Annotated in this window: 10 protein-coding genes; 5 read left to right on the plus strand and 5 right to left on the minus strand. The window is 74.1% G+C overall.

Annotated elements, in window-relative coordinates:
• Window position 1: 1 nt before the first annotated feature.
• A complete protein-coding gene (nucS, locus tag Prubr_RS18485) occupies window positions 2-661 on the plus strand; it encodes an endonuclease NucS (RefSeq protein WP_212827084.1) in 660 nt (219 codons plus the stop codon).
• A gap of 273 nt (window positions 662-934) precedes the next feature.
• Here nucS and Prubr_RS18490 read toward each other — a convergent pair whose 3' ends face one another.
• A complete protein-coding gene (locus Prubr_RS18490; RefSeq protein WP_212827086.1) occupies window positions 935-2,437 on the minus strand; it encodes an aldehyde dehydrogenase family protein in 1,503 nt (500 codons plus the stop codon).
• Between the two features lie 285 nt (window positions 2,438-2,722).
• On the opposite strand from Prubr_RS18490, the gene Prubr_RS18495 reads away from it, so the two are divergent.
• The 4 genes from Prubr_RS18495 to Prubr_RS18510 all read left to right on the plus strand — a co-directional run bounded on the left by Prubr_RS18495 (window position 2,723) and on the right by Prubr_RS18510 (window position 7,134).
• Entirely contained in the window at window positions 2,723-3,259 is a 537-nt protein-coding gene (locus Prubr_RS18495; RefSeq protein ID WP_212827088.1) for an FHA domain-containing protein, read from the plus strand.
• A gap of 135 nt (window positions 3,260-3,394) precedes the next feature.
• Complete coding sequence (locus Prubr_RS18500) at window positions 3,395-4,447, plus strand: alpha/beta hydrolase (RefSeq protein WP_212827090.1); 1,053 nt, start codon at window positions 3,395-3,397, stop codon at window positions 4,445-4,447.
• Window positions 4,444-5,370, plus strand: a complete 927-nt coding sequence (locus tag Prubr_RS18505; RefSeq protein ID WP_212827093.1) for an alpha/beta hydrolase — start codon at window positions 4,444-4,446, stop codon at window positions 5,368-5,370. Before Prubr_RS18500 ends, Prubr_RS18505 begins: the two co-directional genes overlap by 4 nt.
• Window positions 5,371-5,496: 126 nt before the next feature.
• Window positions 5,497-7,134, plus strand: a complete 1,638-nt coding sequence (locus Prubr_RS18510; RefSeq protein WP_212827095.1) for a 3-hydroxyacyl-CoA dehydrogenase family protein — start codon at window positions 5,497-5,499, stop codon at window positions 7,132-7,134.
• A 31-nt stretch (window positions 7,135-7,165) separates the two neighbouring features.
• Here the strand turns inward: Prubr_RS18510 and Prubr_RS18515 are convergent, their stop codons facing one another.
• The 4 genes from Prubr_RS18515 to Prubr_RS18530 all read right to left on the minus strand — a co-directional run bounded on the left by Prubr_RS18515 (window position 7,166) and on the right by Prubr_RS18530 (window position 12,948).
• The gene (locus Prubr_RS18515) at window positions 7,166-9,670 is read right to left on the minus strand and encodes an FtsX-like permease family protein (RefSeq protein WP_212827097.1); all 2,505 of its coding nucleotides are present in this window, start codon (window positions 9,668-9,670) and stop codon (window positions 7,166-7,168) included.
• Between the two features lie 127 nt (window positions 9,671-9,797).
• The gene (locus Prubr_RS18520) at window positions 9,798-10,898 is read right to left on the minus strand and encodes an FG-GAP-like repeat-containing protein (RefSeq protein ID WP_212827099.1); all 1,101 of its coding nucleotides are present in this window, start codon (window positions 10,896-10,898) and stop codon (window positions 9,798-9,800) included.
• Between the two features lie 137 nt (window positions 10,899-11,035).
• Window positions 11,036-11,698: a response regulator gene (locus tag Prubr_RS18525; RefSeq protein WP_212827101.1), complete on the minus strand. Its 663-nt coding sequence runs from the start codon at window positions 11,696-11,698 to the stop codon at window positions 11,036-11,038.
• A complete protein-coding gene (locus Prubr_RS18530; RefSeq protein ID WP_212827103.1) occupies window positions 11,695-12,948 on the minus strand; it encodes a sensor histidine kinase in 1,254 nt (417 codons plus the stop codon). Before Prubr_RS18530 ends, Prubr_RS18525 begins: the two co-directional genes overlap by 4 nt.
• Between the last annotated feature and the right edge of the window lie 17 nt (window positions 12,949-12,965).

Consider the following 12,965-nt stretch of genomic DNA (forward strand, 5'->3'; position numbering starts at 1 on the left):
GGTGCGGTTGGTGATTGCGCGATGCGAAGTCAACTATGTCGGACGGCTCTCGGCCCACCTGCCGGCGGCGACCCGGTTGCTGATGGTCAAGGCGGACGGGTCGGTGTCGATCCACGCCGACGACCGTGCCTACAAGCCGCTCAACTGGATGAGCCCGCCGTGCAAGCTCGAAGAGGCACCGGGCGTGTGGCGGGTGGTCAACAAGGCCGGCGAGGAACTGCGGATCACCCTGGAGGAGGTGTTCCAGGACACCTCGTACGACCTGGGGGTGGACCCGGGCCTGGTCAAGGACGGTGTCGAGGCGCACCTCCAGGAGCTCTGCGCCGCCTCGCCGACGGTGTTCGGCGACGGCTACACCCTCGTCCGCCGCGAGTACATGACCGCCATCGGACCGGTCGACCTGCTCTGCCGGGACGCGGCCGGCGCCGCGGTGGCGGTCGAGATCAAGCGGCGGGGCGAGATCGACGGTGTCGAGCAGCTCACCCGCTATCTCGAGCTGCTCAACCGCGACCCGCTGCTCGCTCCGGTCGCCGGCATCTTCGCGGCCCAGGAGATCAAGCCGCAGGCCCGGGTGCTGGCCGAGGACCGGGGCATCCGCTGCGTCGTGCTCGACTACAACGCGATGCGCGGCATGAAGCGCGACGAGCTGACCCTCTTCTGACCGCCTTCGCACAGCCGGTGGGCCGCGTTGCGTGCAGACCTGGGCGAGGTTGCTGTCGTGGTCCACAGCGAATCCGCTGTGGATACGCCGAATTCGCTGTGGATGCCGACAGCACCACCTCGCCCCTGACGGCCGGCCTCGATCATTTGCAGCTCAGGCACCCGACACGCCGTGTTCGGACTGTCTGAGCTGCAAATGATCTAGAACGCTCCCGCTCTCGCCCCCACGGGCGGCGCGAGGCGGAGCGGACCGCCAAGGCGGAGCCGGGGCCAGCTAACTCCGCCCGTAGAGGGTCTTGACCAGTTTGACGATCCGGGCGATCTGGGCAGGGGTGCGGTCGAAGGTCATCGCGGGCAGCACCGACGGGCCGCGGCGGCGGGTGATCGCCTTGGAGCGGGCGAACTCGCGCAGCCCGTCGTCGCCGTGGATGCGCCCGAACCCGGAGTCGCCGACGCCGCCGAAGGGCAGCGTGGACATCCCGACGAAGGTGATCGTCGAGTTGATCGCGGCCATCCCGGAGCGCAGCCGCCGGGCGATCGGGATCGCCCGCCGCTGGCCGAACACCGAGCCGCCCAGGCCGTACGGCAGCGCGTTGGCCAGCGTCAGCGCCTCGTTCGCGTCGCGTACCTTCTTGATCGTCAGGGTCGGTCCGAAGGTCTCCTCCCGTACGGCGGCCGAGTCCTCGGGCACGTCGACCAGGATGGTCGGCCGGACGTACGGGGGCTGGACCGCGTCGGGGCCGCCCAGCACGGCGCGACCGCCCCGGGCCAGGGCGTCGTCGATGTGTCGCCGGATGATGTCGATCTGCGCCGGCATGGTGATCGGGCCGAGGTCGGCGTCGCCCGCCGCTCCCACGGTCAGCCGGCCGGCCCGCTCGACCACCTTGGCCACGAAGGCGTCGTAGACCGGCGCGACGGCGTAGATCCGTTCGATGCCGATGCAGGTCTGGCCGGCGTTGGTCATCCCGCCCCACACGGCGGCCTCGGCGGCGGCGTCCAGGTCGGCGTCCGTGTCGACGATCATGGCGTCCTTGCCGCCGGACTCCAGCAGCACCGGGGTCAGCGTCTCGGCGCAGGCGGCCATCACCTTGCGGGCGGTGGCGGTGGAGCCGGTGAACGCCACCTTGTCGACACCGGCCCGGCACAGTGCCGCCCCGACGTCGCCGAGCCCGTGTACGGCCTGCAGCACCGGATGCTCGGGCACCACCTCGGCGAACGCGTCGACGTACCACTGGCCGGCGACGGGGGTGTATTCGCTCGGCTTGAACACGACCGTGTTGCCGGCGGCGAGGGCGTACCCGATCGAGCCGAGCGGGGTGAGTACCGGATAGTTCCAGGGCCCGATCACCCCGATCACGCCGTACGGCTGGTATTCGAGGTGGGCGGCGAATTCGGCGAGGATGAGCCGGGACCGCAGCTGGCGTGGGCCGAGGACCCGGCGGGCGTTGCGGGTGGCCCAGTCGAGGTGTTCGATCGCCGAGACGATCTCGACGACGGCCTCGGCGACGGGTTTGCCGCCCTCGGCGTTGACGACCTCGGCGAGTTCGGTGATCCGGTTGGCGAGCACGGCGCGGAACCGGAGCAGCCGTTCCCGGCGGCCGGCGTCGCCGAGCCCGATCCACCAGGCGCTGGCGGTGCGGGCCCGCTCGACCGCGCGGGCGACGTCGTCGGCGGATGCGACCGGCAACCGGCCCGCCTCGTCGCCGGTGGCCGGGTTGGTGGAGATCAGTTCGCCGTCGGCGATCACCGGTACGCCGGGCACGTGGACTGTGGTCATCGGCGCTCCTCGAGAAGGTTTGTACCGAGTCTAGACCTGAGAAATACTCACTGCCGCCCGCCGGCGATCGATGGGATGCGGCACGGGCAGGTGTTCCGGCCCCCTCGGTCGTGGACGTGCGGGCATCGCGGCCGGCCGATACGGCCGAACCGGTGAGTGAGGTCTGGCCGGGGGACGACCCAATCCGGCCCGCCGGTGCGGTGATTACCTTGCCCCGACTTGAAAGGCTGACCGGGGGAGCGACCGGGGGTTCGTTCCACCGACCGGAAGGCGTTGTCGAAACACATGTCCGATGATTTGCCGCTGCTTCCGCAATTGACGGTGACGAGCGGGCCACTGCGCGGAGCGAGCTTTCGGCTGCGCCCCGGCGCCCGGACTATCGGGCGGGAGGAGGGCGTCGACATCGTCGTCGAGGACTCCCGGGTGAGCCGCCGGCACGCCGCCGTCGAACTGACCGACGGCAGGGCGACATTGTCCGATGTGGGCTCCACCAACGGCACCTTTCTCAACGAACGACGGATCGAGGGCGTCGCGGTCGAGCTGCGCGACGGCGACCGGATCCGCCTCGGCGGCGTCGAACTGCGGTTCTTCGACCCGTCGGCCGCGCTCACCGACCCGGTCGGCTCCGTACGCCTGGTCGGGCCGATCCCGGCGCAGCGCGCGATCGGATCGTCCGACGAACGCCGGTCGACGATCGGGGTGCTGGCCGAACCGACTCAGGCGATGCAGACCGCGCGCCGGTCCGGCCGGCTCGTCCTGGTCGTCGGCGGGCTGGTGATGCTGGCCGGGTGGGTGGCCTGGGTGCTGATGGTCACCCGCTGAGCCGACCGGGCGCCGCCGACCGGGCCAATCGACACCGGCCCGGTCGGCACCGGGCCGACCGCCACAGCACCGGACCGGTTCGTGTGGGGGCGCCCCACATGGTGACCGGCCCGGCCCGGTGCGATGATCCGGCGCATGGAGACCGAGACGGTACGCGTCGAAGCGCGCGGGATCACCCAGCACGTGCACGTCGCCGGGCCGGCCGACGGCACGCCGGTGCTGCTGATCCACGGCAACTGCTCCTCCGGCGCGTTCTGGTATCCGCTGCTGCGTCACCTGCCGGCCACGCTGCGGATCGTCGCCCCGGACCTGCGCGGTTACGGCGCGACCGACGCCGCCCCGGTCGACGCGACCCGGGGACTGCGCGACTTCGCCGACGACGTGGCGGCCCTGCTCGACCACCCGGCGCTCTTCGGACCGCCCGGGGCCCGGCCGGTCGTCGCCGGCCACTCGTTGGGCGGCGGCGTCGCGATGCAGCTGCTGGTCGACCGCCCCGACCGGGTCGCCGGCCTGCTGCTGGAGTCGCCGGTCTCGCCGTACGGCTTCGGCGGCACCCGCGACCTCGACGGCACGCCGACCACGGCCGACTTCGCCGGCACCGGCGGCGGCTCGGCCAACCCGGACTTCGTCAAGCGGTTGGCGGCCGGCGACCGCGGCGCCGACCAGCCGACCAGCCCGCGCAACGTCATGCGGGCGACGTACGTGGCCGATCCCGCGTCGCTCGGCACCGACGAGGAGGCGCTGCTCGACACCGTGCTGTCGACGGCCACCGGCGACGACAACTACCCGGGTACGGCGACCGTCGTCGACACCTGGCCCGGCATGGCCCCCGGGGACCGGGGCGTGCTCAACACGATGTCGCCCCGGCACTTCCGGATCGCCGACGACCTGGTCGCGGTGCCCGCCAAGCCGCCGGTCACCTGGATCCGGGGCGACCGCGACGTGATCGTCTCGGACACCTCGATGCTGGAGTTCGGGCAGCTCGGCGCGCTCGGCCTGGTGCCGGGCTGGCCGGGCGCCGACGCCTATCCGCCGCAGCCGATGGTCGGCCAGACCCGGGCCGTGCTGGACCGCTACGCCGCCGCCGGGGGCAGCTACCGCGAGGTGGTGTACTCCGGTTGCGGGCACTCGCCGCACGTCGAGCGCCCCGCCGACTTCGCCGCCGCGCTGCTGGACCTGCTGCCGTGACCGCGCGGGACAGCACCGGTCCGGCCGGCGTCGGATCCGCCACGCCGGGCGCGGTGCCGTACGCGGTCGGGAGCGTGCCGGTCGACGGCGGTGACCTGACCGTCGGCGTCTGGGGCGACCGGGGGCCGCTGCTGGTGGCCGCGCACGGCATCACCTCGTCGCACGTGGCGTGGACCCTGCTCGGCGAACGGCTCGGCGTCGACCACCGGCTGGTCGCGGCCGACCTGCGCGGCCGGGGCGGCAGCCGCGACCTGCCCGGCCCGTACGGGATGGAGCGGCACGCCGACGACCTGGCCGCCGTGATCGGGGCGTACGGCGGCGGTCCGGTCGTCGTGCTCGGCCACTCGATGGGCGGCTTCGTGGCGGTCGCACTGGCCCGCCGCCACCCGCGGCTGGTCGAGCGGCTGGTGCTGGTCGACGGCGGGCCGCCGCTGCCGGCACCGGACGGGATCGACGCCACCGCCGACGAGGCGACGGTCGCGGACGCGGTCCGGCGGACGATCGGGCCGGCGTTCGCCCGGCTGACGATGACGTTTCCGGACCGGGAGTCGTACCGGGACCTGTGGCGGGCCCATCCGTCCTTCGTGGACTGGACCGACGCGGTCACCGCGTACGTCGACTACGACCTGGTCGGTGAGCCGCCGGAGCTGCGTCCGGCGTGCCGGCCCGAGGCGGCGGTCCGCGACGCCCGGGACACGTACGCGCTGCCCGGGGCGGTCCCGGCGTCGGTGGGGGTGCCCACGGTGTTCCTGCGGGCCGAACGCGGCATGCTCGACCAGCCAGACCGGCCGTTCTACGCCGAGGGGCACGCCGCGCACTGGCTGCCGGGGACGACCGAGGTCACCGTGCCCGGCGTCAACCACTACACGATCACGCTCGGTCCGGCCGGCGCGGCGGCGGTGGAGGCGGCCGTACGCGGCTGAGGTCCGGCCCGTCGGCGATCCGGGGGACGGACTCGGGCCAGCGTCCTGAATTGGCGTTAAGTAGCCTGAGGGGTGTTCGGTTCGCGGCCGGCCCACCGGGGCGCCGGCCGGGTGGGGAGGGGCAGCGTGGCACGCGAATTCCGCACCGTCGGAGTGGTCGGGCTCGGCACCATGGGCGCCGGCATCGTGGAGGTCTTCGCCCGCAACGGGCTCGACGTCGTCGCCGTCGAGATCACCGAAGCCGCGCTGGACCGCGGGCGGGGCAACCTCACCGGCTCCACCGACCGGGCGGTGAAGCGGGGCAAGCTCGCCCCCGCCGACCGCGACGCGTTGCTGTCCCGGGTGACGTTCGCCGTCGGCCTCGACGCGCTGCGCGAGACCGACCTGGTCATCGAGGCGGTGCCCGAGCGCCTCGACATCAAGCAGCGGCTCTTCGCCGACCTGGACCGGACCTGCAAGCCGGCGACGGTCCTGGCCACCAACACCTCCTCGCTGTCGGTCACCGAGATCGCGGCCGCCACCGGCCGGCCCGAACAGGTCGTCGGCATGCACTTCTTCAACCCGGCGCCGGTCATGAGGCTGGTCGAGGTGATCCGTACCGTGGTCACCGCGCCCGAGGTCGTCGCCGACGTCGAGGCGCTCTGCGCGCGGCTCGGCAAGACCGACGTCACCGTCGACGACCGCGCCGGCTTCATCGTCAACGCCCTGCTCCTGACCTATCTCAACCAGGCGGCCGGACTGGTCGAGGCGGGCCACGTCGGCCGCGAGGACCTCGACACCGCGATGCGGCTCGGCGGCGGCCTGCCGATGGGACCGCTCGCCCTGCTCGACCTGATCGGCCTCGACACCGCGTACGAGATCCTCGAGACCATGTACCGCCGTGGCGGCCGGGACCGCCGGCACGCGCCCGTGCCGCTGCTGCGGCAGATGGTCACCGCGGGCTGGCTCGGCCGCAAGTCCGGACGAGGCTTCTACACGTACGAGAAGCCGGGCTCGGCGGTCGTCGTACCGGACGAAACGACGCCGTTCCCGGAGCCGGCCGGCGACGCCGCGCAGATCGCCACGGTCGGCGTCGTCGGCTCCGGCGAGCCGGCGCGGCGGCTCGTCGGGCTCTTCACCGACGCGGGGTACGACGTCGTCGCGGTAACCGGAGACCTGGACCGGCTCGCCGACGTCGACCTCGTCGTGACCGCCGGGGCCGGCGGGCCCGACGCCGACCGGGCGCTCTTCGCCGGCCTCGACAAGGTCTGCAAGCCGGGGGCGCTGCTCGCCACCTCGACGACCCGGCTTCCGGTGATCGACCTGGCCATGGCGACCGGGCGGCCCGCCGACGTGGTCGGCCTGCGCTTCCTCGACCCGGCGCCGGACCGGGCCCTGGCCGAGATCGTCCACACCGTACGGACCGCGCCCGCGACGACCGCGACGGCCCGGGCGGTCTGCGCGCGGCTGGGCCGGGCCGCCGTGGTCTGCGCCGACCGGGCCGGATACGTCGTCGACGCGCTGCTGTTCCCGTACCTCAACGACGCGGTGCGGATGCTGGAGTCGTCGTACTCGACCGCCGACGACATCGACCACGCGATGAAGCTCGGCTGCGGCTATCCGGCCGGGCCGTTCGAACTGCTCGACCGGGTCGGGCCCGACGTGGCGCTGGAGACGCTGCGGGCCCTCTACCGGCAGTCGCGCGAGCCGGGCCTGGCCCCCGCGCCGCTGCTCGAACAGCTGGTCACCGCCGGCCGCGGCTTCCGCACCCACCCGCGGGACTGAGCCGGGCGGGACCGTGGCGTCCCGCCCGCCGTCAGTCCGCCGCCAGGGCGGCCACCGGGGGCACCCTGGCCGCCCGCCGGGCCGGCAGCACCCCGGCCAGCAACCCGACCACCGCCGCACCGACCACCACCAGGGCGATCCGGCCGTACGGCAGAACGAGCACCAGCCAGTCGCGGGGGATCGCCGCGTACGCGGCCGCCACCCCGAACCCGACACCGAAGGCGACCCCGACCACGCCGGCGACGGTGGCCAGCACCGCGCCCTCGGCGAGCAGCATCACCCGCAGCTGCCGGCGGCCCAGCCCGACCGCCCGCAACAGCCCGAACTCCCGGGTCCGTTCCAGCACCGACAGGGTCAGCGTGTTGGCGATCCCGGCCACGGCGATCACCACCGAGAGCACGACCAGCGCACCGACCACCGCCAGCAGTCCGTCGATGATCGCGCCGGTCTGGTCGCCGCTGCTCTGCACGTCGGTGACGACCGCCAGCGGTTCGGTGTCGGTCACCGACGCGACGGCGGTCCGGGCGGCCGCGGCCGGGACGCTGTCCGACATCCAGACCAGCACCCCGTGCGGGTCCGGCGTTCCGACCACCGCCGCCGCCTCGGCCGGGGTGAGAAGCACCGCCGGCAGCGGTGCCGACGGGGCGGAGAGCACCGCCGACACGACCACGTCGACGGAGCCGTCCGGTCCCTCGACGGTGATCCGGTCGCCGGCCCGGACCGCCAGCGTTTCGGCCGTGGCCGGGTCGAGCACCGCACCGCCGGCGGCGAAGTCGCCGACGGCGCCGGACCCGACCGGCAGCGCGAACTCCTGCCGCAGCAGGTCGGGGTCGAAGCCGCCGACCTCGGCCGACCCGGTCCGCGTACCGGCCCGCAGCCCGCTGCCGGTGGCGGCCAGCGGCACCGCACGCCCGACCTCGGGCACCGCGGCGAGCCGGTCGGCCAGGTCGCCGGGCAGCCGGTGTCCGTCCGGCGCGGTCACCAGGTAGTCCAGCGGGAACCGCTTGCGCATCTGGTCGTCGAGACTGTGCTTGAGCGTCTCGGCGCTGACCAGGAACGCCGTCACCAGCGTGATGCCGACGGTCAGCGACAGCGCGGTCGCGGCGGCCCGGCGCGGGCTCCGGTCGCCGCTCCTGGCGGCGAGGCGGCCGGCGACCCCGAATAGCAGCGCCGGGATCCGCCCGACGAGCCGGGCCAGCGGACCCACCACCACCGGCCCGAGCGCCAGGACACCGAGGGCGACCGGCACCCCGCCGGCGACGGTCGGCACGATCGCGGCGGAGACCGCGCCGGCCACCACGAGCGCCGTACCGAGCAGCAGGGCGGCGGTCCCGGTCACCACCCGCAGCACCCCGGCGTTGCCGGTCGGGGCCAGGTCCGGCTGGTTGGCCAGCGCGGTGACCGGGGCGACCCGGGTGGCACCCCGGGCCGGCAGGGCCGCCGACCCGACGGTGATCCCGACCCCGACGAGCAGCGCCACGGCGACGGTGTTCGCCCCGACCTGGAGCGGTACGTCGAGTCCGACCCCGCTGGTCCGGCCGAGGGCGGCCGCGCCCAGCCAGCCGAGGCCCAGCCCGAGGCCGAAGCCGATCAGCGACGCCAGTACCCCGAGCACCGCCGCCTCGGCCAGCACCGTACGGAACACCTGGCCGCGACCGGCGCCGACGCAGCGCAGCAGCGCGAGTTCCCGTTGCCGCTGGGCCACCAGGATCGCGAACGTGTTGTGGATGACCAGCGCCGCCACGAGCAGGGCGACGAGCGCGAAGGCACCGAGCGCGAGGCGGATCTGGGCGACGTCGCCGACCGCGGCCGAGGCCAGCGCGTCGGCGTACCGCGCGCCGGTGACGACCCGCACCGGGCGGCCGGCCAGGGCGTCGGCCACCGCGTCCCGCAGGTCGTCCTGCGCCGCGCCCGGGCCGGCCAGGACGTCGACGGCGCCCCAGCCCGACTCCCCGGTGACCGCCGTCAGGTCGGCCGCGGGCAGGTGCACGACCGGCCACGACCCGGTCGTGTCGGCGGTCCCGGCGAGCCGGAACGCGACCGTCTCACCCGCCGTCGTGACCAGCCGGACCGTCGCCCCCGGCGGCCAGCCCTGGGCGGCCGCCGTGTCACGGTCGACGACGATCTCGCCCGGTCCGGTCGGGTACGCCCCGGCGGCCAGGTCGAAGCCGGCGAGCCGGGGGTCGTCGGCGAGGGCCCGCAACGTCGAGTCCGGGTTGCCCAGACTGGTCACCACCCGCCCGTCGGCGCCGAGCAGTACACCGGTCGACCCGGCCCGGCCGGCCGCCGCCGCCACACCGGGCACCCCGCGTACGGCGGCCAGGTCGGCGTCGGTCAGCCGCCCGGATCCGTCGGCGGTGACCCGTACCGCGACGTCCCTGGCCTGCCGGGCGGTGGTGTCGTAGAGCTGCGCCGCCAGGGTGTCGGTCATCGCGACCGTGGCGACCACGAAGGCCACCCCGAGTGCGACGGCGGCGGAGGTCAGCAGGAGGCGGGTACGCCGGGCCCGCAGCCCGGCCAGGATCACGTGGCGCATGTCCGTCGACGCTATGGCGCGGGGCCCGCCGCAGCGTCGGCCCCGGGTCGCGACCGGGTCCGTCTCAGGCACGGTCCGTTCCGGGTACGGCGTACGACCCGGGTCGTACGCCGTACCCGCGGGACCCCTACTGCTTGACCCGGACGATGATCGTCGCGTCGGACGTCTGCCCGCCGGCGGTGATCCGGTAGCCGAAGATGTCGCGCCTGGTGTTTCCGGTGTCGGTGCGGACGTACGCGATCGTGTTCTGCGCGGTCACGGTCGCCGTGCCGTACTTCGGCGGGGTGGTGATGGTGAGCACGGTGCCGGGGACGACGGTGTCGTTGTCCAGCACCTTGATCCGCTTGCGGTTGGTCGGGCCGACGGTCACCCGGTCCTCGACCGCCCGGATGCCCGGGGTGAAGGTGCCGTCGCCGTCGTTGACGTACAGCCGGACGGTGCCGGACCAGTTCGTGGTCCGTACGTCGGGACGACCGTCGCCGTCGAGGTCGACGAGGTCGACCTCCCACCCGTCGTCGCCCCACTCGTCCTGCTCGAGATAGACGGTGCTGCCGTCGTCGAAGACCACGACGACGCCACTGAACGGTCCGCACCAGCCCTCGTGGAAGGCGATGACGACGTCGGTCGCGCCGTTGCCGTCGAAGTCGGCGAGTTCGAAGTCCGGCTGGCCGCCGCAGTACTCGACCGGGCCGGGCACCAGTGTGCCGGCCTCGGTGTTGAGGAAGGTGCGGAACCCGTCGCCCTGGTCGGTCCACTCGTAGACGTCCTGCCGGCCGTCGCCGTTGAAGTCGGCCAGCCCGATGTAGCTCGGCTGGTAGATGGCGTCGAACCCGCCGACCGGTGCGTAGTCGCGCAGCACCAGCAGGTCGTGGCCGACCCCGGGTGGCCGGCCGTCGAACCAGGCCAGCACCAGTTCGACGGTGCCGTCGCCACCGAGATCGACGACCACACCCATGTCCGGGCAGTGGCCGGTGCCACCGCTCGGATCGGGATAGGTGTACACCGTTCCCGGGCCGTACGCGCCCCCGCCGGTGCCGAGCTCGACGGTGACGCCGCACTCGGCCGGGCCGCCGCCGACCAGCGTCACCCGGTCGACCACACCGTCGCCGTCGACGTCGCCGAAGAGCGGCTCACCCTGCCAGCCGGCCCAGGCGGCCGGTGCCGCCGTCATGACGGCGCCGGCGAGCACCGCCGCCAGTACGCCGCCCAGAACACGTCCACCACGCATGGTCGGACCTCCCCGATGCGGCCGGCCTCCGTGGCCGGCCCCGACCGGGACGCTAACGTGACCGGTGGTATCCACAGCGGACGCTGACCGTGATCCGACACCGTCCAGCGTGGACCGGTCGGGTCGGCGCGGGCTCCTCAGTGACCGGCGCGGACCAGTCCGTGCTCGTACGCGTACACCACGGCCTGCACCCGGTCGCGCAGGTCGAGCTTGGTCAGGATCCGTCCGACGTGCGTCTTCACCGTGGTCTCGGCCACGAACAGCTCCGCCGCGATCTCGGCGTTCGACCGGCCGGCCGCGACCAGCAGCAGCACCTCGCGCTCGCGGTCGGTCAGTGACGCCGTCGCCCGGTCGTCCGGGGCCCGCGCCGGATCCGGAAGGTAGGCGGCGAACCGGTCGATCAGCCGCCGGGTGGTCGACGGCGCCACCACCGCGTCCCCGGCGTGCACCACCCGGATCGCGGTCAGCAGTTCCTCCGGTGGCACGTCCTTGAGCAGGAACCCGGCGGCGCCGGCGCGCAGCGCGACGAAGGCGTACTCGTCGAGGTCGAAGGTGGTCAGCACGAGCACCCGGGGCGCGTCCGGTCCGGCGCAGATCCGCCGGGTCGCCTCGACGCCGTCCATCCGCGGCATCCGTACGTCCATCAGCACGACGTCGGCCCGGTGGGCGCGGAGCACCTCGATGGCGGCGGCGCCGTCACCCGCCTCGGCGACCACGGTCATGTCGGCCTGTGCGTCGAGCATCATCCGGAAGCCGGTGCGGACCAGTTGCTGGTCGTCGACGAGCACCACACGGATCACCGGTTCACCTCTCTGTCGGTCGGGCCGCCGTCCCGGTCGAGCGGCAGGGTCGCCGACACCTGGAAGCCGCCCTCGGGACGCGCCCCGACCAGGAGCCGGCCGCCGGCGGCGAGCACCCGCTCGCGCATCCCGATGATGCCGTGCCCGCCACCGCCGGGTTCCGCCGGCCCGTCGCTGCCAAGCCCGACGCCGTTCGGGTGAGGATGGCTGCCGTCGTCGAGGACCTCCACCCGCAGGTGGTCCCGCGACCAGGCCAGCCGTACCGTCGCCCGGACCCCCGGACCGCCGTGCTTGAGCGTGTTGGTCAGCGACTCCTGCACCACCCGGTAGGCGGTCAGCGCCGTACCGGCCCCGACCGGCCGGGGCCGGCCCGCCACCGTGTGCTCCACCGCCAGCCCGGTGCCGCGCAGTTGACCCACGAGTTCCCCGATCCCCTCCAGGCCGGGTTGCGGGGCCCGGGCGGCGGCCTCGCCGTCCGGGGTACGCAGCACCCCGAGCAGCCGGCGCAGTTCGGTAAGCGCCTCCCGGCCCGTACGCGAGATGGTGCCCAGCGCCTCGCGGGCCCGCTCCGGATCGCCGGCCAGCGCGTAGCCGGCGCCGTCGGCCTGCACCACCATCACCGACACGTGGTGCGCCACCACGTCGTGCAGTTCCCGGGCGATCCGGGCCCGTTCCTCGGCCACCGCGACCCGGTCCAGCGCGTCGCGCTCCCGCTCCAGCCGGTCGGCCCGGTCGGCGAGCTGCGCGTAGAACCGGCGCCGGATCCGGACCGAGTTGCCCCAGACCCAGGCGGCGACCAGCGGGGCGGCGAGCAGGCCGGTGAGCACCACCAGTTCGGTCAGCGGCCACGGGCTGCCCGACCGGCTCATGTTGCCGTACGAGTCCATGGCCAGGACCGCGAGGGTCGGGGCGACCGGGATCCAGAGGACGCCGAGCCGGCGGGCCCACTCCGGGCCGATCGCGGCGGCCGTGTAGAGCAGGATCGGCATCGCGAGGTGGGCGGGCACGAGCATGTCCAGCCGACCGGACGCCACCGTGGCCAGGCCGACCGCGATCACCAGCAGGTAGGCGGCGGTGAACCAGACCCGGCGGACCACGACCGCGAGGATCAGGGCGGCGTCGAAGGCGGTGGCGACCGGGTGGCGGCCGGCTCCGGTCGCGGCCACCAGCGTCAGCAGCACGATCGGCGCCGCGATCATCAGGTCGACGACGACCGGGTGCCGCTGGAGCCAGAGGTGGAGCCGGTTCACCTGTCGAGGGTACGCAT

The organism is Polymorphospora rubra, from assembly GCF_018324255.1.
Lineage (GTDB): Bacteria > Actinomycetota > Actinomycetes > Mycobacteriales > Micromonosporaceae > Polymorphospora > Polymorphospora rubra.